22 protein-coding genes and 2 pseudogenes are annotated in these 22,040 nt (G+C 60.7%); 10 read left to right on the top strand and 14 right to left on the bottom strand.

What is annotated here, in order from left to right; all coding sequences use genetic code 11:
- Positions 1 to 68 precede the first annotated feature (68 nt).
- Positions 69 to 461: a VOC family protein gene (locus F3J20_RS11265; protein ID WP_167048495.1), complete on the top strand. Its 393-nt coding sequence runs from the start codon at positions 69 to 71 to the stop codon at positions 459 to 461.
- Positions 462 to 497: 36 nt separating this feature from the next.
- Here the strand turns inward: F3J20_RS11265 and F3J20_RS11260 are convergent, their stop codons facing one another.
- The 5 genes from F3J20_RS11260 to F3J20_RS11240 are packed head-to-tail and all read right to left on the bottom strand — an operon-like array spanning position 498 to position 5,175.
- Positions 498 to 1,400: a transporter substrate-binding domain-containing protein gene (locus F3J20_RS11260; protein ID WP_167048493.1), complete on the bottom strand. Its 903-nt coding sequence runs from the start codon at positions 1,398 to 1,400 to the stop codon at positions 498 to 500.
- A 41-nt stretch (positions 1,401 to 1,441) separates the two neighbouring features.
- Positions 1,442 to 2,647: an aminotransferase class I/II-fold pyridoxal phosphate-dependent enzyme gene (locus F3J20_RS11255; RefSeq protein ID WP_167048491.1), complete on the bottom strand. Its 1,206-nt coding sequence runs from the start codon at positions 2,645 to 2,647 to the stop codon at positions 1,442 to 1,444.
- A 39-nt stretch (positions 2,648 to 2,686) separates the two neighbouring features.
- The gene (locus F3J20_RS11250; RefSeq protein WP_167048489.1) at positions 2,687 to 3,367 is read right to left on the bottom strand and encodes an RraA family protein; all 681 of its coding nucleotides are present in this window, start codon (positions 3,365 to 3,367) and stop codon (positions 2,687 to 2,689) included.
- Between the two features lie 33 nt (positions 3,368 to 3,400).
- The gene (locus tag F3J20_RS11245) at positions 3,401 to 3,901 is read right to left on the bottom strand and encodes an alpha-IPM isomerase (protein WP_167048487.1); all 501 of its coding nucleotides are present in this window, start codon (positions 3,899 to 3,901) and stop codon (positions 3,401 to 3,403) included.
- A complete protein-coding gene (locus F3J20_RS11240) occupies positions 3,898 to 5,175 on the bottom strand; it encodes an aconitase/3-isopropylmalate dehydratase large subunit family protein (protein WP_167283391.1) in 1,278 nt (425 codons plus the stop codon). The genes F3J20_RS11245 and F3J20_RS11240 overlap by 4 nt, the downstream gene beginning before the upstream one ends.
- Before the next feature lie 250 nt (positions 5,176 to 5,425).
- Between F3J20_RS11240 and F3J20_RS11235 the strand changes: the two genes are divergently transcribed.
- Both F3J20_RS11235 and F3J20_RS11230 read left to right on the top strand, forming a co-directional pair.
- The gene (locus F3J20_RS11235; protein WP_167048483.1) at positions 5,426 to 6,349 is read left to right on the top strand and encodes a LysR family transcriptional regulator; all 924 of its coding nucleotides are present in this window, start codon (positions 5,426 to 5,428) and stop codon (positions 6,347 to 6,349) included.
- Positions 6,350 to 6,485: 136 nt separating this feature from the next.
- Positions 6,486 to 7,289: a transporter substrate-binding domain-containing protein gene (locus F3J20_RS11230; RefSeq protein WP_167048481.1), complete on the top strand. Its 804-nt coding sequence runs from the start codon at positions 6,486 to 6,488 to the stop codon at positions 7,287 to 7,289.
- Between the two features lie 236 nt (positions 7,290 to 7,525).
- Here F3J20_RS11230 and F3J20_RS11225 read toward each other — a convergent pair whose 3' ends face one another.
- The 4 genes from F3J20_RS11225 to F3J20_RS11210 all read right to left on the bottom strand — a co-directional run bounded on the left by F3J20_RS11225 (position 7,526) and on the right by F3J20_RS11210 (position 10,696).
- Positions 7,526 to 7,942: a VOC family protein gene (locus tag F3J20_RS11225; protein WP_167048479.1), complete on the bottom strand. Its 417-nt coding sequence runs from the start codon at positions 7,940 to 7,942 to the stop codon at positions 7,526 to 7,528.
- Positions 7,939 to 8,490: an AraC family transcriptional regulator gene (locus F3J20_RS11220; RefSeq protein WP_167283390.1), complete on the bottom strand. Its 552-nt coding sequence runs from the start codon at positions 8,488 to 8,490 to the stop codon at positions 7,939 to 7,941. The genes F3J20_RS11225 and F3J20_RS11220 overlap by 4 nt, the downstream gene beginning before the upstream one ends.
- Positions 8,491 to 8,537: 47 nt before the next feature.
- Positions 8,538 to 9,611: an AI-2E family transporter gene (locus F3J20_RS11215; RefSeq protein WP_167048475.1), complete on the bottom strand. Its 1,074-nt coding sequence runs from the start codon at positions 9,609 to 9,611 to the stop codon at positions 8,538 to 8,540.
- 296 nt (positions 9,612 to 9,907) lie between these two features.
- Complete coding sequence (locus F3J20_RS11210) at positions 9,908 to 10,696, bottom strand: hypothetical protein (RefSeq protein ID WP_167283389.1); 789 nt, start codon at positions 10,694 to 10,696, stop codon at positions 9,908 to 9,910.
- A 316-nt stretch (positions 10,697 to 11,012) separates the two neighbouring features.
- Here F3J20_RS11210 and F3J20_RS11205 point away from each other — a divergent pair, with 316 nt between their 5' ends.
- Positions 11,013 to 12,608 carry a phospholipase D family protein gene (locus F3J20_RS11205; RefSeq protein WP_167048471.1) on the top strand — a complete coding sequence of 532 codons (1,596 nt, stop codon included), beginning with the start codon at positions 11,013 to 11,015 and terminating at the stop codon, positions 12,606 to 12,608.
- Positions 12,609 to 12,749: 141 nt separating this feature from the next.
- Here F3J20_RS11205 and F3J20_RS11200 read toward each other — a convergent pair whose 3' ends face one another.
- Positions 12,750 to 13,217, bottom strand: a complete 468-nt coding sequence (locus F3J20_RS11200) for a hypothetical protein (protein WP_167048639.1) — start codon at positions 13,215 to 13,217, stop codon at positions 12,750 to 12,752.
- 298 nt (positions 13,218 to 13,515) lie between these two features.
- Complete coding sequence (locus F3J20_RS11195; protein ID WP_167048469.1) at positions 13,516 to 13,899, bottom strand: SHOCT domain-containing protein; 384 nt, start codon at positions 13,897 to 13,899, stop codon at positions 13,516 to 13,518.
- Positions 13,900 to 15,904: 2,005 nt separating this feature from the next.
- On the opposite strand from F3J20_RS11195, the pseudogene F3J20_RS11190 reads away from it, so the two are divergent.
- Together F3J20_RS11190 and F3J20_RS32535 are read left to right on the top strand one after the other, a co-directional pair.
- A pseudogene (locus tag F3J20_RS11190) lies at positions 15,905 to 17,222 on the top strand (IS5 family transposase).
- 170 nt (positions 17,223 to 17,392) lie between these two features.
- Positions 17,393 to 17,485 (top strand): annotated as a pseudogene (locus F3J20_RS32535) (3-hydroxyacyl-CoA dehydrogenase family protein); the annotation flags it as partial.
- 25 nt (positions 17,486 to 17,510) lie between these two features.
- Here the strand turns inward: F3J20_RS32535 and F3J20_RS32070 are convergent.
- Positions 17,511 to 17,693 carry a hypothetical protein gene (locus F3J20_RS32070; RefSeq protein ID WP_240159394.1) on the bottom strand — a complete coding sequence of 61 codons (183 nt, stop codon included), beginning with the start codon at positions 17,691 to 17,693 and terminating at the stop codon, positions 17,511 to 17,513.
- A gap of 44 nt (positions 17,694 to 17,737) precedes the next feature.
- On the opposite strand from F3J20_RS32070, the gene F3J20_RS11180 reads away from it, so the two are divergent.
- The 4 genes from F3J20_RS11180 (at position 17,738) to hisI (ending at position 20,087) form a co-directional block, all read left to right on the top strand.
- Positions 17,738 to 18,247, top strand: coding sequence for an SET domain-containing protein-lysine N-methyltransferase (locus tag F3J20_RS11180; RefSeq protein ID WP_345889867.1), 510 nt, complete (start codon positions 17,738 to 17,740; stop codon positions 18,245 to 18,247).
- A gap of 303 nt (positions 18,248 to 18,550) precedes the next feature.
- Positions 18,551 to 19,036, top strand: a complete 486-nt coding sequence (locus F3J20_RS11175; RefSeq protein WP_167283388.1) for a transcriptional repressor — start codon at positions 18,551 to 18,553, stop codon at positions 19,034 to 19,036.
- A gap of 305 nt (positions 19,037 to 19,341) precedes the next feature.
- Positions 19,342 to 19,566: a hypothetical protein gene (locus F3J20_RS11170; RefSeq protein WP_167050401.1), complete on the top strand. Its 225-nt coding sequence runs from the start codon at positions 19,342 to 19,344 to the stop codon at positions 19,564 to 19,566.
- Positions 19,567 to 19,619: 53 nt separating this feature from the next.
- Positions 19,620 to 20,087 carry a phosphoribosyl-AMP cyclohydrolase gene (gene hisI / locus F3J20_RS11165; protein ID WP_167050400.1) on the top strand — a complete coding sequence of 156 codons (468 nt, stop codon included), beginning with the start codon at positions 19,620 to 19,622 and terminating at the stop codon, positions 20,085 to 20,087.
- An 11-nt stretch (positions 20,088 to 20,098) separates the two neighbouring features.
- Here the strand turns inward: hisI and F3J20_RS11160 are convergent, their stop codons facing one another.
- Both F3J20_RS11160 and F3J20_RS11155 read right to left on the bottom strand, forming a co-directional pair.
- Entirely contained in the window at positions 20,099 to 21,451 is a 1,353-nt protein-coding gene (locus F3J20_RS11160) for a dihydroorotase (RefSeq protein ID WP_240159392.1), read from the bottom strand.
- An 8-nt stretch (positions 21,452 to 21,459) separates the two neighbouring features.
- The gene (locus F3J20_RS11155) at positions 21,460 to 22,032 is read right to left on the bottom strand and encodes a 6-carboxytetrahydropterin synthase (RefSeq protein WP_167050398.1); all 573 of its coding nucleotides are present in this window, start codon (positions 22,030 to 22,032) and stop codon (positions 21,460 to 21,462) included.
- Positions 22,033 to 22,040: the final 8 nt, after the last annotated feature.

The following is a 22,040-nucleotide window of genomic DNA, read 5'->3' as shown; positions in this document are numbered from 1 at the left end:
CGCCAACGCATGCTGTCGCATTGCCAGCAACAAACGTCGACTGCCACCGCCCCACCCGGAGCCGCACATTGATCTCGCACATTTTTATCGGCGTCAACGACTTCGACCACGCCTTCGAGTTTTATTCGGCTCTGATGCAGGAACTCGGACACTCGTTGAAATTCTGCGAGCGCGATAAACCTTGGGCCGGCTGGATGGCAACGGATGCACCACGACCGCTCTTCCTTATCGGCAAGCCCTATAACGGAAACGCGGCACGCAGCGGCAACGGTCAAATGATCGCGTTGCTCGCACGTGACAGGCACACGGTCGATCGCGCCTACGCCCGGGCAATCGCCAACGGAGCGACCTGCGAAGGCGCTCCTGGCCTGCGGCCACAGTACCATCCTCACTACTATGGCGCGTACTTCCGCGATGCCGATAACAACAAGCTCTGCCTATGCTGCCACGACGAGCCGTGAAATAACGGACTCATCGCGCGCGCCGTTCCGTTCTGCTCAATCATCCATCGGCCGGTCGTTCGGATGCTCGAACACGGCCTTCATGGTATCGCTCATCGGCATATCGAGGTTGATTCCCTTCGGCGGAATCGGCGACATGAACCACGTTTTGTAGAGCTTTGCGCCTGTGCCGTTCTGCTCGATCTTCGCGATCGTGCGGTCGACGATCGCCTTCATCGCAGTGTCGCCCTTCGGCAACATGCAGGCGATCGCCTCATGCGTCTGCGGCTCGCCGATCACCACATAGTCAGCCGGATTACCCGAAGTCGCCCGCTCGGCAGACAGCACGTCCGAGTCCATAAAGAACGCTTGCGCGCGCCCCGTCTCAAGATTCAGGAACGAGCCGCTGTGATCGCGGGCGGAGATAATCGTGATATTCGCGTGCTTCTCCTCGACGTATTTACGCAGATAGCGCTCCGACGTCGTGCCGGCCGTCACTGCGACCGTCTTGCCATTCAGGTCGTTGAACGAATGAATACCCGAATTGGCTTTGGTCAGCAGCCGGGTTTCCGTGACCGAGATCGTATTGGAGAAGCCGACCTGCTGAGCCCGTTCCTTGTTATTGGTCGTGCCGCCGCACTCCAGATCGATCGTGCCGTTCTGCATCAACGGTATGCGGTTTTGCGCATTGACCGGAATCATCCGCACCTGTAGCGACGGCGCGTTGATTGCCTGCTGAATCTCCTTGACGATTTCCTGCGCGATATCGCGCGAATAACCGACGACTGCCTGATTATTGTCGTAGTACGAATAAGGCAGCGACGACTCGCGGTAGCCGAGCACGATCGTATTGCGCTGCTTGATGTCGGCGAGCCTGCCCGTGAGATCCTGCGCGTGCGCGGCAAACGTCAGGCAGCCGAGCAGCAGTGCCGGAATCGCGCGTTGTATCAGCGTATGCATGTTGTCTCCTTGTCAGCTTTGTTATCAGTTTCAATTCATGCTTATGCCCGCAGCGATTCGCAAGCGAGCGCGATGCGCCGGCAGCCCTCCTGAAGCTGTTCGTACGACGTCGCAAACGAGATCCGGAATGCCGGCGACAAACCGAACGCCGCGCCCTGAATCACGCCGACGTCCTGCGTCTCCAGCAGGTACATGACGAAGTCGCCGTCGTTTTCGATCACGCGTCCGTCCGGCGTGCGTCGTCCTATCACACCTGCGCACGACGGATACACATAGAACGCTCCCGTGGGATTCGGACAATAGAGGCCGTCGATGGCGTTCAGACGCTCCACGACGAGATCGCGCCGCCGCTGGAATTGCGCGCGCCATTCGGCGAGAAAATCCTTCGGACCAGTGAGCGCCGCGAGCGCGGCGGCCTGGCTGATCGCCGAAGGGTTGGTTGTACTTTGCGACTGCAGCTTCGCCATCGCCCCGATCAGCGCCTTCGGGCCACCCGCGAAGCCGATGCGCCAGCCCGTCATCGCATAGGCCTTCGAAACGCCGTTGACGGTCAACGTACGTTCCTGAAGATGAGGGTTGCACTGCGCGAACGTTGCGAATTTGAAGCCATCGTAAATCAGATGCTCGTAGACGTCGTCGGTCAGAATCCAGACGTGCGGATGGCGGCTCAGTACTTCGCCGAGCGCCGCCAGTTCGCTTTCGGTGTACGACGCCCCGGTCGGATTGCATGGCGAATTCAGCACGAGCCATTTCGTGCGCGGCGTGATCGCGGCTTCCAGTTGCGCGGGCGTCATCTTGTAGGCGCTGCCGACATCGCATTCGACAATCACGGGACGTCCGCCATTGAGCAGCACCATGTCCGGATACGACACCCAGTAAGGTGCCGGCACGATGACCTCGTCGCCCTTATCGACGGTGCAGGTCAGCGCATTGAAGATGACCTGCTTGCCGCCATTGCCGACGCTCACTTCATCCTGCGCAAACACCAGGCCGTTCTCGCGCTCGAACTTCTCGCGAATCGCGCGCTTCAATTCAGGCGTACCGTCGACGACCGTATAACGCGTCTTGCCGCTTTTCATCGCGTCATAAGCCGCTTCGATGATATGCGGCGGCGTGTCGAAGTCGGGCTCGCCGACGGTCAGCCCGATAATCTCGCGTCCCGCTGCCCGCAACTCTTTCACCCGCGCGGTCGCCATCGAACTCGGCGACGGTTTGATCCGTTCGAGGCGTGCTGCAATCAGTTTCATGTCGATTCCTTCATGTCGATGCTTTTTTTCTTTGCGTGCTTATGCGATCACACCCTGCTCTTTCAGGTACGCGTCGATCCAGCCGCGCTTGTCCTGCCCCGCCAGAATCGCCTCTTTGCGCTGCTGTTCGCGCTTTGCCTGCGCGCGCGCCGCCTCGAGTACCGCGTCGAGCCGATTCGCAGGCACGGCGACGAGTCCGTCTTCATCGCCGACGATCAGATCGCCCGCCTCGATCACGAGACCGCCGATCGCGACCGGCACATTGATTTCGCCAGGGCCTTCCTTGAACGGACCGCGATGCGTATTGCCGCGCGCGAAGCACGGAAAATCGGCGGCATGGAAGGCCGCCACGTCGCGAATCGCACCGTCGATCACAAAGCCGGCCACGCCACGTACCTGCGCGTGCATCTGCATCAGTTCGCCGACCAGCGCCTGCGTCACCTCCGCGCCGCCGTCGACGACGATCACGTCACCGGGCTCGGCGATATCGATCGCCTTGTGAATCATCAGGTTGTCGCCCGGACGCACCTTGACCGTCAGCGCGCGGCCGACCAGCTTTTTCTCGCGGTGATAGCGCCGCAATCCGATCACGCCGCACAAGCGGTACATGTTGTCGCTGATATGCGGCGTGACGATCGCTCTGAACGCCTCGATCGTGGCAGCCGGAATCGATGCCGACATCGGCAATATCCGGAATCCTAAATTGTTGGAATGGCTCATGGATTGACTCCTGAATACGCTCGAATAGGAAAATCAGAAACTCGGATTTCGCAGCAGATACGGCACGAGTCCACCCGCATCGAGAATCGCGAGCATGTCTCGCGCGATCGGCGCCGCCTGCAAAGGTTCCGTCATGCCTTCGCATCGCACGATCACCTGCTCGCCCAGTTCGATGGACAGCGCGGCGCCCTCGGCAATGCGGCTCGTGTCGCACTCGATCGGATAAAGCCCGTTGTTCACCGCGTTACGGAAATAGGTGCGAGCGAAACTCTGTGCAAGCACGACCTTGATGCCGGCACCGACGACCGCCGTCACCGCGACTTCCATCGCCGAACCGCAACCGAAGTTCTTGCCCGCGACGACGATGTCGCCCGCACGCACCGACGCCGCGAATTCAGGCGCGATCGTCTCGAACAGATACTGTTTCAGGACCGCGGGATCGAGTGATTCCCGCTTGCGTCGCGAAGAAATGATGTAGTCAGTATTGACGTCGTCGCCGAAGCGCCGCGCCATGCCGTTGATCGAAGTTGTCATCGTGATTGATGTCCGGCAAGGAGCATTCTGGGGCTCGCGATGTGGCCGGCGATCGCGCTTGCCGCACACACCTCGGGCGACGCAAGAAAAATATTCGCGGTCGGATTGCCCATGCGGCCTTTGAAGTTGCGGTTCGCGGTTGAAATCACGTTCGCGCCGTCCTCGGGAATCGCACCGCTCGTGCCACAGCACGCGCCGCAGCCGGGCGTGACGATCACCGCGCCGAGCGCGATCAGTTCGGCCAGTTCGCCGCCCTGCGTCAGCTCCAGCAGCACCTCGCGCGAAGCCGGTGTCACGACCAGTTGCACGCCGCTCGCCGGCTGGCCGAATTCACGGAACACGCCGAGCGCCTGACGAAAGTCTTTCGTGCGCCCGCCGGTGCAGGTGCCGAGAAACACCATCTGCACCGGCGTCGCGTCGAGCGTTTCGACACGCACGTTGCCGGACACCTGATGCGGCACCGCGACAAACGGTTCGAGCGACGCGAGATCGATGTCGAGCGTGCCGGAATAGATTGCGTCCGCGTCAGCGTGCAGCGCGCCCGACAGATCATCCACGCGGCCTTCGAGGTAACGGCGACACGCCTCGTCGTAGGGAAAAATCGCGTTCTTCGCACCGAGTTCGACCGACATATTGGCGACCACGAGACGATCCTCGAAATCGAGGCTCTGCACGCCGTCGCCGGCGAATTCGAGCGTCTCGTAGGTCGCGCCGTCGGTGCCGAGCAATTGCGCGAGATATAGCGCGAGGTCCTTCGGATAGACGCCTTGCGCGAGCCGGCCATGCAATCTCACGCGAATCGATGCGGGAACCTTCAACCAGACCTTGCCGGTTTTCATCACCCCCGCGAGGTCGGACGAACCGATCCCGGTCGCAAAGCAGTTCGCCGCGCCATACGTGACCGAATGGCTATCCGCGCCGACGAGCAGGCGGCCCGGCGCGGCAAAACCCTTTTCGACGACGAGTTGATGGCCGATCCCCTCGCCGACATCGAATAAGGGTATGCCCTGTTCTTTCGCAAAGCGCCGGATGCCGGCCTGCAGCAATGCCGCTTTCGGACTCGGCGCAGGCGCGTAGTGATCCAGCGCGAAAAGCAGCCTGCGAGGCGCGTGCACACGTTCGCCGCCCATCGCGGCGAAGTAGTCCATCGCCATCGGAATCGAGCCGTCGGTGCCCAGCGCGTAATCGACCTCGCAGATCACGACGTCGCCCGCGCTCACGTCGCGGCCCGATTTCGCCGACAGAATCTTTTCCGACAGGTTTTTTCCCGACATAGCTCGATCTCGCCGATAAACTCAGCATCGACCCGACGGTCGACGCGACATGGGCACAGTATCGCAAAGACACCCATCGGGAACACGGAGTAATCGGCATCGCGACCCATGAAAAAAATTCCTGGTTCGGCAAGGCCTGCGGCCATGGCCGCGGCCTCGCCACTTGCCAGAAAACCCCTCGGCAACCGATACTGTGCATCATTGCCGAACCGGCGCGAACGCCGGCCCCACACCCTGTATTCCGACCTCAGTGATCACACTCAAGCAGCTCGAAGCGGTCTACTGGGTGGCTCGCCTTGGAACGTTCGCGGCCGCCGCCGATCGCCTTCATACGACGCAATCGGCCATCTCGAAGCGCGTCAACGAACTCGAGGTTTTTTTCTCGACGCCGCTGTTCGACCGCAGCCACCGCACGCCGCGCCTGACGCCGAAAGGCCGCGATCTGCTCGACACGGCGGAAGAAATGCTGCAGTCGCGTGACCGCCTGCTCGAACGGATGGGCAAGCAGGTCGAAGAAGTGCGGCGTTTGCGCATCGGCATTACCGAGCTGATCGCGCTGACGTTCCTGCCGCGACTCGTGCGCGAGATGCGGCTCGCCTATCCGGCGGTTTCGTTCGAGCCTGAAATCGACGTCAGCACGAAACTGACGTCGCGGCTGCTGGCCGGCGAGATTGATTTCATCATCGCACCGACCGCGATCAGAACAGCGCGCTTCTCATCGATACCGCTGCGCAAACTGCATCTCGCGTGGATGGCGAGTCCGTCGCTCGTCGGCGAAGCACGCACGCTGTCACTCGATGAAATCGCCGCGTGGCCGATCCTGATGCAGGCGGGCACGTCGGGCGTCGATGCGATCTACGAGCGCTGGTTCGAATCTCACAACGTATCGATTCGCCGCGCGTTCGCGGGCAACAGCCTGATCTCGCTGTGTTCGCTGACGATCGCGGGCGTCGGCATCAGCTATCTGCCATCGCTTTATTTCTCGGACTTCGTTCGGCAAGGCGAACTCGCGGTACTGCATTCGACGCCCGAGTTGCCGGCCGTGCGCTACTACGCGGTCTATCGCAATGACGGGCCGCTGCCGCTCTACTCGCATGTGGCGAGCCTCACGCGCGAATTCTGCGACTTTTCGAAGCCGGATTTTCATCCGCCGGTGAATAGCCGGAGCGCTTGAGGCTCCCAACGCAGGCCGCCTATTTTTAAAGTGCTACGATAAATCCCGTGACTCGCCGTATTCCCGCACAACGTGTGGAATCGTTGCGTCGTGCAGCCCGATACTCAAGCAAAGTCAAGCACAGAGGAGACACTCCATGAAATTCTCGAAGCTGCTGCTCATCAACGCGCTGGCTCTCTCGGCCCTCGGCTTTACCGCCGTTGCCGCTCATGCCGAAGACCTGCTCGATAGCGTCAAACAGGCTGGCGTTCTGAAGATCGGTCTCGAAGGCACCTATCCGCCGTTCGACTCGCGCAACAAGGACGGCGAGCTCGAAGGCTTCGACGTCGACGTCGCCAAGGCCGTGGCAGCGAAGCTCGGCGTGAAGCCGGTGTTTATTCCGACCGAATGGAGCGGCATTATCGCGGCGCTGCAAAGCGGCAAGTTCGACGTCATCGTCAACCAGGTCACCATTACGCCGCAACGCAAACAGATTGTCGATTTCAGCCAGCCGTACACGTACTCGGCCGCGCAATTGATCCAGCGCGCCGACGACAAGCGCGAGTTCAAATCGCTCGACGAATTCAAGGGCGACAAGAAGATCGGCGTGACGCTCGGCACGAACTACGACCAGATGGCGCGAGCCGTGCCGGGCATCAACGTGCTGACTTATCCGGGCGCGCCCGAAAAGCTGCGCGATCTCGCCGCCAAACGTATCGACGCGACGATCGACGACCGGCTCATGCTGCCGTACATCATCAAGAACTCGCAGTTACCGCTGCGCACGGGTGCGGTGCTGAAAGGAGCCGATCAGGAGATGGGCATCCCTTTCCGCAAGGACAACCCGAAGTTCGCGAAAGCGCTCGACGATGCGCTAACGCAGATGAAGCAGGACGGTACGCTGAAAAAGATCTCGATGCACTGGTTCGGCACCGACGTGACCCAGCCTGTCGCGCAGTAACTTTCTGAATCTGGTTCGGGTCACGCACCTGCGCCGATCTCTGCCTGACGATCGGCGCAGATACACGGTCTGTTCACTCCCGCCCCTCTCCCGCAGCAGCGCCAGCGACCAACGCTGCCAACGCCCCGACGAACGGCGCGCGACGGTCAGACGCCGGCCATACCGTATCCGCTGACCGCCTGCGTGGTCAGCAACATCCGACTAGCGGCACCCAGGCATCCACGCGCGACTCGCGCTCACTTCGTGCCCGCCGGCGCCTGGACCATCTTCCATCCGTTGCCGGCCGGATCGCGGAAACCGGCATCGACACTGCCGAAGCGATCCGTCGGTTCCTGGGTGAATTCGACGCCGCGCGCTTTCATCTGCTCGTAGCTCGCGCGGCAATCCGCGACGGAAAGAACGAGCGGCGGCATTGCCCCTTTCGCGACCATCGCACGCAGCGTTTGCGCGGTGGCCTCATCGTGAATCGGCGGCCCCGGCGTGAACAGGCCGAGCTGAAACGATGGCTGCTCCGGATGCTGGACAGTGAGCCAGCGGTACGAACCGTTGCGCACGTCCGTGTGAACGCGGAATCCGAGCTTGTCGACGTAGAAAGCGAGCGCTTCGTCCTGATTGTCGACATACAGGCCGACCACATTGATACCCTGATTCATGACACCTCCCTGGTTGAGGGCTCGACTGTATCGTCGGCGTCGCGGCGGCGCTTCTCCAAAACTGCGATCGTGAGATCGGGACGTTGCGCGGCCTTCAGCACACAGGCGGGCACACATTCGAGCCGCGACTGGCTGGCTCTCGCCTCGACGCGCATCTCGCCGGGACTGCGGCCCGTGATGTCGCGAAAGATACGGCCGAAGGTGCCGAGGCTTTCCCAACCGGTCGCGAAAGCGATGTCGGTGATGCCGAGGTCGGTATCGCGCAATAGCGTGACCGCCTGCTCGATACGCCGTGTCAACAGATAGCGATGCGGCGGAACGCCGAAAGCCCGCTTGAACGAGCGCGCGAAATGCGCTTCCGACACGCCGCTGACTTCGGCGAGCCGCCGCACCGGCCACGCCTCGTGCGAAGCGGCGTCCATGCGGTCTTTGGCGCGCAACAGCCGGCGCAACAGCCGGCGCAACAGCGCCGGGGCTTCGAGCGCGCCGGCGCTGGCCTGTGCCTCGGTGGACGGTGGAAGATCGTGATGGTCTCGACGACGGGGCATGAGTTCGAACGAGCGACGCTGACAGTAAGCGGTAAGTTTAGCTCGTCTCAAGCCGTCCGCTGCCCCTTACCATAAGCAAGCCGGCCGTTCTTCGACAGCAACACCGCAACCGGTCTCGTCATGTCGAACTCGGAGAAAATGATCGTCACGCTGACGGTAATCGGCACCGCCAGAAAAGCGCCCGGCACACCCCACAGCGCCGACCACATCGCCATGCTCGCGAGGATCGCAAACGGACTCAGGTTCAGCGAGTTGCCCGTCATATACGGGTCGAGGATGTTGCCGATCACAAAGTGAATCGCGGTTAGCGAAAGCAACACGATCAGTATCGAGTTCAGATCGCCGAACTGCAGCACCGACATGAGCACCGGAAACACGATCGCGAGTACCGAGCCGATATACGGCACGTAGTTGAGCAGCGCGGTCAGCACAGCCCACAGCCCCGCGAATTCGAGGCCGACGCTGCGCATCGCGAACCAGCAGATCACGCCGAGCAGCACGCCGAGAAACGTCTTCAGCGCGAGATAAGCACCGATGCGCCGGTTGATGTCAGTGACGACGGCCCTGATCCGCGCCGCGTTGGTCGAATTCGCGGTCATGTTCGCGAGCTTTTCGCCGAACGTGCTGCGCTCCACCAGCAGAAAGCTCGCATACAGCACGATCACGAAGAGGTCGATGATGACCGACGACAGCGACGTGAGCATGCCGGTCACGACCGCCTGAATGTTCAGCTGCGTGAGCATGTTCCGCCGCAGCGACTCCCAGGTCGGCTCGCTGTCGAGTTGCAGCAGCACCGAGATCTTGTGGATCATCACGAGAACCGAGTCCTGGTAGCGCGGCGCCAATGCGACGAGCGCATCGTAATTCGCGACGAGCATGTCGACCACGAAGAAGATCGCCGCCGCGATCAGGAACATCGAAAGACCGTAGCGCAACTGCACCGGCAAGCGCGGGCCGATCACCGGAATGCGTTGCAGCAGACGTGTGAAATCGACGACCACATAGACCGCGATTGCGCCGAACACGATAGGAACGAACACCGCGCGGCCGATATACAGCACCCAGCCCACAATCAGCAGCAGCACCACCACGCATACGGACGCCTGCAATCTGTCGGTCATCGGTCAGTGCTCCATTGATCCGCAAATGGTTCGCTTCGGGGTCCACGGTACGATCGGCTCGCATGGCTGTCGAACGGCGGACAGCACCGATATTCGCATATAACGATGACGGACACGGCACGGAGTACACGATGCCGCAACGTCAGCCGTACCCGATACGCCGACGCGCGATCGTCATCGCGAACTCGCCGCCGCGCTGCGGGCGCAAAGGCGTGCGCAAGACGCGCTCGAGGGCAAAAGCCCGGCGAATTACGCCGCAAATTGCGTGGCCGAGCGCGTGGCGACCGTGCGCGGCATCAACGCGGCGGGCCCGTGCGACCGATGCCGCCCGGACGCCGCGAGCCGATCCCCGTGGCAGAACGCGACGCGACATTCGCGACCAGAATCATCGATGCACCGGCAAGCCCACTCGACACATGCTTCAATGCATGGCCCGCGATCATGTGATGCGTCAGCTCCCAGATCTGCCAATCGAGACTTTCGAAAATTTTCGCAATGCCATAGAAAACGATCACGAGCATCCACGCGAACACACCGTTCACCTTGCGCGTGAGCGTCATGCCGACGATCAGCATGAGCCCGCCGAATTGCAGAATCGCATAAGGCCACAGGCTGCTGAAGACGAGCCAGTAGGCAACGGTCGCCGGCGATACGACGACCATGATCAGCATCTGCGTCCAGCCCACGCGCTCTCCGGTGGCCGAGGTCCATAGCATCGCGAGGATGCCGGCGAACACGATCGTCATCGGCAGACGGTCCCACACAAGCGTCGCATCGGTCGGCGCCATGTGATAGTAGGCCGAACCAAATGCCGTCAGGAGCAGCCCGAACGCGGCGACGACCATGCCGGGGAATTGCGCCGGCTGATTCGACGCATGCCGCTTCACCCAGCCAAGACAAAGAATGCCGGCGAGCAGAATGACGAGATTCGACAATACGTCCGATGCGTTATGCAGTGAGCCAAGCGAACGTTGATCGGCAAAGTGGTGATAGGCGGCGGGCTGCGCGAGCGGCCATATCGTCTGCAACACCGTGCCCACCACGAATAGCATGACGCTGCCAAGCAGCAAGCGGGAAATCTTCACGTTGCTCGACTCCGGAATGGGCGAAACGCTCGATGGACGCTCACGCAAACATTGACGCGCAGCGGCTCGAACGTTACCTGGGTTGCTCCCCGTTCGAATTCGCACGGCCTGCCCGTATCATCGGACAAACCGGTCCGCGCAACAAGACCGTTTTGCCGGCACCGATTGCTCTGCGGCCATAGTATTCTGCTCGTTCCCGGCAAGACGGCATGCGGAACATGCATGCAAGGCGCCGGGTGCGGCAGGCAGTGCTGGCGCGATGTTTTCATGTGTAAAACCAGCGGGTCACGATGATCCAGAGGAATCCCTGAACTCCATGCAACGGCAGAAACATGACCCGTCCTATTCGCGCCGCCCGTCTCGTCACTGGCCGGGCGTCATGCCCACGCTCCTGCTATGTGCGAGTCTGCTCGGCGGCTGTGCGTTGCCGTCGCTCGACAACCGCACGGAATCGAGCGCGTTGACGCCCACGCAAGCTGCCGCAACCGATCTGGGCCGCGCGGTTGCTCCCGAGCTGGCCGCGCATGCTGGCTTCGCAGGCATCTATCCGCTAGAGGATGCACACGTGGCGTTCGCTGCCCGCATGGACCTGATCCGCTCGGCGCAGCGTACGCTCGACATCCAGTACTACATCTGGCGCGACGATCTGACCGGTACGCTGCTGCTCGAACAGATCCACGAGGCCGCGGACCGCGGCGTACGCGTGCGGCTGCTGCTCGACGATCTCGGCATTCCTTCCGCGCTCGACCCGACGCTCGCGGCGCTCGACGCGCATCCGAACATCGAGGTGCGGCTCTTCAATCCGTTCGTCGTGCGCAGCCCGAAATTTCTCGGCTTTCTGACGGACTTTTCGCGCGCGAACCGGCGCATGCACAACAAGTCGCTGACGGCCGACAGCACCGCCACGATTCTCGGCGGCCGCAATATCGGCGACGAGTACTTCGATGCAACCGACGGCGTGGTCTTCGCGGACCTCGACGTGCTAGCCGTCGGGCCGGCCGCGGCCGACGTTTCCCGCGACTTCGACCGCTATTGGGCGAGCGCGTCGGCTTATCCGGTCGAGCGGATTCTGCCGCACGAGAGCGTCGACCAGTTGGCCGAACTCGAACGCAAGGCACACGCCATCGAGCAGCAACCCGCGGCGGCCGCCTACATGGACGCGCTGCGCGGCCCGCACGTCGTGCAGAAGATGCTCGACGACACGCTGCGATTCGACTGGGCGAAAACGCACATGATCAGCGACGACCCCGCGAAAGGTCTCAACAACGCGCCGCCCGAAGCCCTGATTCCCAATCAGATGCGTGAAGTGCTCGGCGAGCCCTCGCGGGAAATCGACCTCGTGTCGCCGTATTTCGTGCCGGCGCGTACCGGCACACAGTATCTGACCGACCTCGCCGCGAAAGGCGTCGAGGTGCGCGTGCTCACGAACGCGCTCGAAGCGACAGATGTGGCCGCCGTTCACTCGGGCTATATGAAGCGGCGCGTCGAATTGCTGAAGAACGACGTCCACCTGTACGAATTGCGGCGCGTGCCGGGCACGCCCAGCAAGAAAGAACCGTCACCGGGGCCATTCGGCAGCTCGGGGTCGAGCCTGCATGCGAAGACTTTCGTGGTCGACTCGCAACGGGTTTTTGTCGGCTCGTTCAATTTCGACCCGCGCTCGGCTTACCTCAACACGGAACTCGGTCTCGTGATCGACAGCCCCGAACTGGCGGCTCAGGTGGACAAGACGTTTCTCGCGCTGCTGCCGAAAGTCGCGTACGTCGTGAAGCTCGACGAAAACGGCAAGCTCTACTGGATCGAACGCAACAGCGACACCGAAATCCGCCATGACGTCGAGCCGAATACGACCTGGTATGGCCGGCTCGGGGTGTGGATGCTATCGGTTCTGCCGATCGAATCGCTGCTATAGCAGCGGCGCAGAGACTCGCGGAAAGACTCAGCGAGATGCACGAGCGCGATGGATCATCATCAATATAGCCAGGCATTTCGCCAAATGCCTGGCCTCTGAATCATCACTGAACCGCTGCATCGCGAGAATCATGACGAACGCTCAGAAGCGCCGCACATCGGGATCACGCAATGGGTCAGGCGTGCGCGCCGTTTCGCGCAAAACACCGCTGGTATCGAACGAGAAATTGAACAGCAGCTGCGTAATGTTGTTTTCGGTGTAACGGTACGACCACACTTCGCGTTGCGAGAGGCGGAAGAACTGCGTTTGCACGGGCCGGCCGAAATTGATCAGCACGTCGTCGCGCGTCCATTTGCCGATTTCCGCGCGATTGAATTCGCGAATCTGCGAGACCTGACGCACGTTCACGATCTTGCCCGATGCGTCGATGTCGGCGGCCACGGTGGTCGAGCCCATCGGCTGCGTCGGCCACATGAGCCGGCGGCCGCCATTCGGCAACTCATAGACTTCGCGCGGCGGCCCCATCCTCGCAATGATCGCGGACTGATCCTGACCGGCCTCGAATTGCTGCCACGGCTGCGCACAGGCCGCCAGCAGCAACGCTGCCATGCACGTCACTGCCGCGCGACGCAAAGTCACGGACGCGCGCGCGGTACGCGTGACAAAGTCGGGAACGTGGGCAAGGCGGCGGATCGACATGGATTTCTCCCGTTACGCTCAGTCATGCAGATCGCGCATGAGAGGCGTGTGATGTGTGTGAAAGTCACGCCACCTGACAGGTCTCGTGCTAGGCCTCATGACGGCCCTCGACGATCGCGCTGGCACGGCGCGAGGCCGGCAACGAACCCCACCATGAATGACAGGAAGAACCCCCGCGCACCCATGGCGGTTATGCAGCAGGCGAGGCTTACTGCACGAGCTTGGCGCGCAGACGCGCGTGCTCTTCAGCCGAAATCGAACCGGACGCCTTGAGCTTGTCGAGCTTTTCCAGTTCGTCCGCCACACTGAAGCCGACGACCTGGCGCAGGTCTTCGCGCACCTGTTTGGCACGCGCCTGATCGCGCTCGGCCATGCCGCGATGTTGCGTGAGCAGATACGCGAAGATGCCGATATACGGCAGGATGATCAGGAAAATCACCCAGAGAACTTTGCCCCATCCCGAAACATCGTGGCGGCGGAACAGGTCGCTCGAGACCGTAATAAGCAGCCAGAACCACAGGATAAACATGAAGATGGAAAAAACGTCGGCCAGGAAATTCGGGAAGGTGAAACCATCATTAAAGAAAAGCATCCTTGTTCTCCAGTCATTCCGGTTGCAATTGAAAGGCTTGACGTATTTCGAGCTAGTGATTACCTGCTATGGATCATGCATATAGTCATGCATAGCAGCATTGAAATTTACCATGAGAGTATCTCGACTGAGCACGCGATTCGATACGCATTGCATGAAAATTGCGTATCGGCCTGAGATGGTCCACATGAATTCACTAAATTCACAAACGCATTATCCATCTCGTCTCCTTGCGTCGCTCGACGTAAGCCGTTAATGCCGACCCTTTTTAATATTTATAGCGTAGATCGACACGATAGCGCGAGGATTTTTTTGAGGTTTCCGATTCATTTTGCATTGAATTCCACTCTCCCCTGAGGTCACGTTCGCCTCATTGCACAAGTGTGTATTCCTGCTCGAACGTTGCGTGGAAACAGTAAAGATATGGCGAGAAATCAGCGCAGGCCACGCATGCGTTAAACACTTACCCGTCGACGTTTGTGCTTGGTCTGGCGGCTGGGATCCGTACCATACGCATCGGCGAATTTCTTCGCCGGCGCTCGAAACCTGAAAGATCGGTTCGGCCCGAGGTGTAGAAGAAGTACTGATAGGTGGCTGCCTGCTGGAGGCACTGCATGAATCGGATTTTGTCCGGGTGGAGTATGGTTTTGCGCCAGTGACGGTTTTCTAAATTATAAATTAACCCAACTAATAATCTGTATCGGAAATCTATTTTTACATTATCAGTACGTGTTCTTTTTGATCCGTGATGCTCACGGAGATTGGTGGCATTGTCTTATGCGCAATGCGATATGTACACTGCGCATTGCGATATGTGCATTGTGCAGTGTACATAGGCGCTCGTAGCGGCCGTTCGTCAGGCTGCGACGGGGACAACATAAGAGACAACACTACTGTCAAGATGGTTTCTCGAGCGTAAAATTGGTCGCCGAAGGCGACATAATAAATAGTGCGAATCCCGTCGACGAATCAGGCAACGTGTTCGGATTTTATCAGTGGGCCAGAGGGTTCGTTGCACCATATTGTACAACGAACCCCCTCAATCCACGCTTAAACCATTGTGCAACGAACCCCCCTCAACACCGACCATTTGAGACTGGCGAAGCTGGCATCCGGACAGTTTCAACTGCATCTCCTCCTCAGGGTTTTGAACCCCATCTCCAGTGTCGTGAGTTAGAAGTTCGTTGAACAATTTGCTGCTTGTAGTGCCGTGTAGTGAATGCCACGGACACGAAGAGGGGGCAATAAGCGGAAAACCTAAGGCAGCCCGTGGGTCAGGATTCCGTGCAAATCAACACCGATCCGTCCTGGCAGACTACCGCGCCCTGAGTTTCAACGATGCTTGCGGAGTGGAGCCGCACTGCCCCGCTCCGCATAAATGTGTAACTGGAAATCTGGAAATAAAGGCCGCCGCCGTCAGCGTAATAACCGGAATCGACCAATTTGGCGGAGCGCAGTGTCGACAGCCGATGAAGTTGCCTAGATTGAGATTCCGCAATTCCCCCCACTTTCACCCCGACCTGATGGGTTGATTCCGTCGGTATGAGGCGAAAGCAGCAACAAGCCCCCAACCTTGCTGTTCCAGGGCTTTGGGGGTCTGATGGAACCGGGCGGATTTTCCCGGACCGCCTACTGGCGGAGACGTCACATCACAACATCGGGTGTCGCCGTCACGGCGGAGTTGCGCTTATACGACAGGCCGTCGTTTTTTTCAAGGCAACCGCAGGCAAGTACATCAATGATGTACATTGCTAATAGACAGAATATAAAAATATGTTTTAAATCAATCAATTAAAACTTAAATTCCAGTCCTCTCCTAGGCGCCATAAAATTAGCACTAGATCATTTGGTCAGTTTATGTATGCAAAAAAGCCCGCTTTTTAGTCGGCCCTGAATAATCTGCCGAAGCCTATGCATCAAGGCTGATGAGCTGAAACGGTGTTGTGGGATTTGCAAGGCACAGGCATATTGGTGCGAGTTTCCTGCAAATTTCGACGAGGTTTGGATGGGTCCGAAGACGCCTGTGACCGAGGGAGATTTCTTCCGCCAACCGCTGCGCGAGCAGATCAACTTGAAGCATCCGCTGGTGCGGTTGACCGATCTGATCGACTGGGATCGGTTGGGCACGGCGATGAGCGCGAGCTTTGTCTCGCAGCGGGGCCGGCCGGCGACCTCGCCGCGCCTGATTGCGGGACTGCTGTACTTGCAGCACGCATTCGACCTGTCGGACGAAGACGTGGTCTGGCAATGGCTCGAGAATCCGTATTGGCAGGTGTTCACCGGCGAGACGTACCTGCAAACGAAGCCACCGATCGATCCGTCGAGTCTGACGCGCTGGCGCAAGCGGCTCGGTGAAGCCGGCGTTGAAGAACTGCTGGCGGAGACGATCGAAGTGGCGAAACGGGCGAACGTCATCAAGAGCGCAAGCCTGAAGCACGTGATTGTCGACACGACGGTGATGGAGAAGGCAATCGCGCATCCGACCGATTCGCGCCTGCTGGAGCGCTGCCGTGAACATCTGGTGAAGGCAGCCGCCCGGCACGGTCTGAAGCTGCGGCAGAACTACAACCGCGAGGCGCCCCGTCTGGAGAGCCAGATTGGTCGCTACGCACACGCGAAGCAGTACAAGCGGATGAGGAAGGCGCTGCGGACTTTGCGTTCGCGTGTGGGCCGTGTAATGCGTGACGTCGAACGGCAACTCGATGACGTCGCGCAGCAAAGCCGCGCGGCACTGGAAGACCTGATCGGCCGCACGAAGCGGATTCTGTCGCAGAAGCAAAAGGACAAGAACAAGCTGTACGCGCTGCACTCGCCGGAAGTCGAGTGCCCGGCGAAGGGCAAAGCGCGCAAGCCCTACGAATTCGGTGTCAAGGTGTCGATCACGACGACGCACCGGGAGGGCCTGGTGGTGGGAGCGCGCTCGATGCCGGGCAATCCGTACGACGGGCATACGCTGGCCGAAGCCTTGGAACAGGCGGCGATCCTGAGCGACGTTCAAGCGGAGATCGCCGTCGTCGACCACGGCTATAAGGGCGTTGCCGTCGATGGCGTAAAGGTCTATCACCCGGGTTTGCGACGTGGCATCACGCGCGGCCTGCGCGCGATGATCCGGCGACGCAGCGCGATCGAGCCAGTTATCGGTCATATGAAGGCCGACGGCAAGCTCGATCGGAACTGGTTGAAAGGGACGCTGGGTGATGCGATCCATGCGGTGCGGCGCAGGCCACAACCTGAGGATGATTCTCCGGAAGCTGCGGCTTTTTTACGCGCTGATTCTCGTCGCGTCGCTCGGCTTCAAAACCGTTATGCCGTCGGCAGCCTGACCGCATCCGCGCGCCGAAACGAATTGTTCAAGGCCGACTTTTTAGTGGGCTTTTTTGCATTCCAGGCACCGGCAGATTCACACTTTAAAGGATAAGCCGTCGTTAAATGAGTACGTTTTTGAGTACATTGAAGTTCGAACTCCAAGAACGTACTCACTGTGCACTGATCGATTCTTGCGAGCAATACGTCTGTCATCCCCATAACCGAAATCGGCGCACACCTCGGCGAGCAGGCTCGCTTTCGCCTCGTCGACACACACTGGTGGAATCCCCCGCATCTCGTTCCCCTCACTGAAGTCGTATGCACTCGGTGTTCGGATCCGTCTCGATCGCCATCACCTGGACGTACTTGCCGCCGATCTGCGAAATCAGGTCGGCATACTCGTTCTCCACGCCAATTGCCTTGATCTCGCCTGGCGATACGGCGCTCGCATTTCCGCTGCACATGGCCAGGGCAACCATCGCGATCATGGCCGGCAGGATCCGGCTGCACATTCTCGCGGCAGAGCCCCAGAATGATTCGCATAACGCCAGATCAGCGAACGCAGGACCGATCCGGTGACGGTCATATTGGCAGCCAGCCGTATTGTCCTTTTCATGATCAAACTTTAATGCAACATTGTTGCATTAATATCCGCCGACGGCGTTATACTGTCAGCAAAGATCACGTTACGTCAGCCCACCTTCTCCCATGCCCCGTCGAATCTAGGGTCCGGCGCAGTCCCATCCACGGCAAGGGTGTTTTTGCCCTTGTCGACATTCCACGGGGTACACGCATCATCGAGTACAAGGGTGCGCGGATCACCCACATCACGGCGCTGCGCCAGCATCCCGCGAATCCCGAAAATCCGTTTCACACGTTTTTGTTTGCCCTGAGCGACGGTCGCTACTGCATCGATGCGCGCAACGGTGGCAACGCGGCCCGCTGGATCAATCACCGCTGTGCCCCCAGGAACGCGGCCGTGAGGGTGTCCTGCGTGTGTATCTCCACGCGAAACGCGGAATCCGCACAGGCGAGGAACTGAGCTTCGACTACCGTCTCCAGCTCGATCGCCCGGCCACGGACGAAGACCGCCGCAATTACCTGTGCCGTTGCCGTTCGTGGAATTGCCGGCATACGATGCTGGCGCCGATCGCGTCATGACACTACACGATGAACCAGGCCATGAATTCGGATATACCTGGACAGCAAGGCATGGCTACCGACCTCGAATCATTCAGGACGCTGGTGCGTAACCCGACCCCGCTGCCTGACGATAGCCTTCCCCGCTCCGCCGGCGTGACGATGTATGATTTCGCTATCAGCCCGTATCCCGTTACCTTTATCCATGCCGACCCGCCGCCCTGCCCGTCCGTCCGCGCCGCAACCTGTTACCGACTGGCCTTCCCGGCTGCGGGAGGCGGGACTGCGCTCGACGGCACTCAGCGTTGCCGTGCTCGAATGCCTCGAACGGATCGACCTGCCGCGGTCACACGATGAACTCGCGCGGGATCTGGCCGCCACAACAAACGGAGAAAAGGTAGACCGCGTGACGCTGTACCGGATTCTCGACCGGCTCACCGCAGCCGGGCTGCTCATCCGTCTCCAGGGATCGGACCGCACCTGGCGCCATGCGCTCGCACAGCGCCAGGGCGCGAGCGGCTATTTCGAGTGCGACCAGTGCCACAGTATTTCCGCACTACCCGCGGATCCGGAATTGGCCGGTGTACTGGCGCGCATCGAGCGCAAGCTGAGTCGCCGTGGCGTACACAGCACGAACTCCGCCGTCACCATCCACGGCACCTGCCGGGACTGCTCGAGCCACAGCACGTAACCCACAGGCTGGAACAACCGCCCGCTGCTGAGGCACCGGAACCGGCGCCCCGACGCTCCTCACCGCGCGGCATTGACCGTCACTGCCATCGCGCGCGTCGTCTTTCTCGAAGGCGCGTGAATACCGCGTAGCCACGCATGGTCTGCCCCGTTGTCGCCTTCGTACCAGACCTGCCAGCGCAGACGTTGATCAGCATATTCCCAGTATCCAGCACCGCTGCGGATATCAACCCATTAACGCAACTGTGTTGCATTAATGGGTTGACCTCGCTAACATGAAGCCCTGTTCGAGTACAAGGAGTACCCATGACTGCACCGATCCCGCAGACTTTCGATGCCTGGCAGCACTGCATCGAGCACGAGTGTGGTATCCCGCTGATGCCCGGTTTCATCCGCGAGCGTCTGGCGGTGCTCGGCGATGCAGACCATGCCGAGACGCACCGGTTTGTGCGCCTGTACGGCGAAACGCGCAGGCAGCGTGTGCTGGACTGGTTCTCCCGGGCCCTGGAAAACACATCCGTTCACGCGTGAAACCTGACGCCCGCGCGCCCACCAGACTGCCCTTCTCTGGAAACCCTGCCGCCATGACTTCTCCGTCTGCTTTTGCGCCCCGTACGTCCGTTGCCGAGGTTGAGGAAGGCGACTCGTTCGCACCCAAATTCGGCCCCGACGGCCTGATCCCCTGTGTCGTCAGCGATGCAGGAAGCGCTGATGTCCTGATGGTCGGCTACATGAACCGTGAGGCACTCGCGCGCACGATCGAGACGGGCATTGCCCACTACTGGAGTCGCAGTCGGGAGCTGCTCTGGCGCAAGGGCGCTACGAGTGGCCTCACACAGCGCGTGGTCGAGATGCGCATCGACGATGACCAGGACGCGCTGTGGATTCGCGTCGAGGTGGACGGCAATGGCGCCAGTTGCCATGTTGGCTACCATAGCTGCTTCTACCGGGCAGTCAATCTGCCGAATACGTCACTGCGCTTCACGGAAAGTGCAAAGACCTTCGACCCGATTGCAGTCTACGGCGACGTGTCCAATCCCACACGGCTTTGAGACGGTCGGCATCATGCCGACGTGACGGCCATCTCCTCGCTGAACCGGACCGGCTTTCCCACCGGCTGCGCCAGCACGGCATCGTCGCGCATCACGACGTGACCCCGGATGATCGTGGCCACTGGCCAGCCGGTCACGTGCAGGCCGTCGTACGGCGTCCACCCGCAGACGCTGGCGATCCACCGGTTCGTGATCTCCCTTTGCGCCTTCAGGTCAACCAGCGTCAGGTCGGCGTCATAGCCCACCGCGATCCGTCCCTTCCCCTCAATTCCGAACACTCGCGCCGGACCGGAGCTGGTCAGCTCCACGAGACGCAGCAGTGACAATCGCCCGTGGCTGAGGTGGTCCAGCATGACCGGCAAGAGCGTCTGCACGCCCGTCATGCCGCTGGGCGACTGCGGATACGGCCGCGCTTTTTCCTCCAGCGTATGCGGCGCATGATCGCTGCCGAGCACGTCCACCCTGCCTTCGCGCAGCGCGTGCCACAGTGCTTCCCGGTGCCGGGCGTCGCGAACGGGTGGATTCATCTGCGCGAGCGTGCCCAGCCGCTTGTAGCATTCGGGCGCGCACAGGGTCAGGTGGTGCGGCAGCACCTCGACCGTTACCCGGTTCCGGTACGACGCCAGAAACGCGAGTTCCTCCGCCGTCGAAACATGCAGGACATGCAGCGGCCGTCCCGTTTCGCCGGCCATCGTGACAATCCTGCGCGTCGCATTGAGGGCGCTTTCCACGTCCCGCCAGTGCGGATGATCCCGCACGTCGCCCGATGCCTCCGCGATCCGTCTGCGTGAACGCAGTCTCGCCTCATCCTCCGCATGAACGGCCACGCGCCGCCGGCCGTGCGCGAGAATCCGGCGCAGCACGGCATCGTCGTCCGCCAGCAGATCGCCGAACGAGCTGCCCATGAACACCTTGACGCCCACACATCCCGGCAACCGCTCCAGATGGCCGAGTTCGCCAGCGTTGAGTGCCGAGCCACCCACGTAGAACGCGAAGTCGCACCAGGCACGGCCCGATGCTGCCGCACTCTTCCTTTCGAGGTCAGCTCGATACAACGTCAGCGGGTCGGTGTTCGGCATCTCGAAGACCGCCGTCACGCCGCCCAGCACCGCGCCGCGTGTGCCGGCTTCCAGGTTCTCCTTGTTCTCAAGGCCTGGCTCGCGGAAATGCACCTGGGTATCGATGACGCCCGGCAGCACATGCAGGCCATTCGCGTCGATGATCTGGTCCGCACTCCAGCCATGCGCGTCGAGGCAAACGATGCGGCCGTCCACACAGGCCACGTCCGTCTTTCCACTTCCTTGCGGCGTCACCACCGTGCCGCCTCGAACGAGCAGGTCGGCATGACGCCCGAGCGCGTCCATTGTTCTCGTCAGCATGCTGGCACGCACACCGCGGCACTCGCCAGTTCGTCGACGATGCCGCTTGCCGCTTCGCGGCGCACAGCCTCGGAGAATTCGATCGCACCGGGACTGACCCGTCCCATGCGCGCGTTGTACGCATCGCGCCGGAAGCACTGCGCGTAGCCCGTCGCCGTCTCGTGCACAATGACCGAGTGGACCCTCACGTCCTTCTCGCCGTTACGCATCGGCATCGCGCGCATCACTGCATCGACCAGCACGAAGAACACGCGAGAGAGCTGCTCCGCGCTTGGCGATACGGGCAGCGAGATCCAGCGCTGCGAATGACTGCGGCACATCGCGATGTATTGCGGATCGTCGCTGTTCCAGAACACAAGTGTGTGATCGAACGCGTCGACGATCTCGCGGACCTCACCCTTGAGCAGGCCAAAGTCATAGACCATCTGGCCGTGATCCAGTGCATCGGCCTCCAGGACAATCTCGACCCGGTATGAATGGCCATGGATCGACCACGCGCAACGGTGCGACGACGCATGCCGCACAACATGTGCGCCTTCGAATGAAAAGAGCTTGCGGATAAGCATGGGAATTC

The organism is Paraburkholderia sp. Cy-641 (genome assembly GCF_011752945.1).
Classification (GTDB): domain Bacteria; phylum Pseudomonadota; class Gammaproteobacteria; order Burkholderiales; family Burkholderiaceae; genus Paraburkholderia.
The sequence above is the reverse complement of the archived record's forward strand: the minus strand, read 5'-3'. Positions and strand labels throughout refer to the sequence as shown.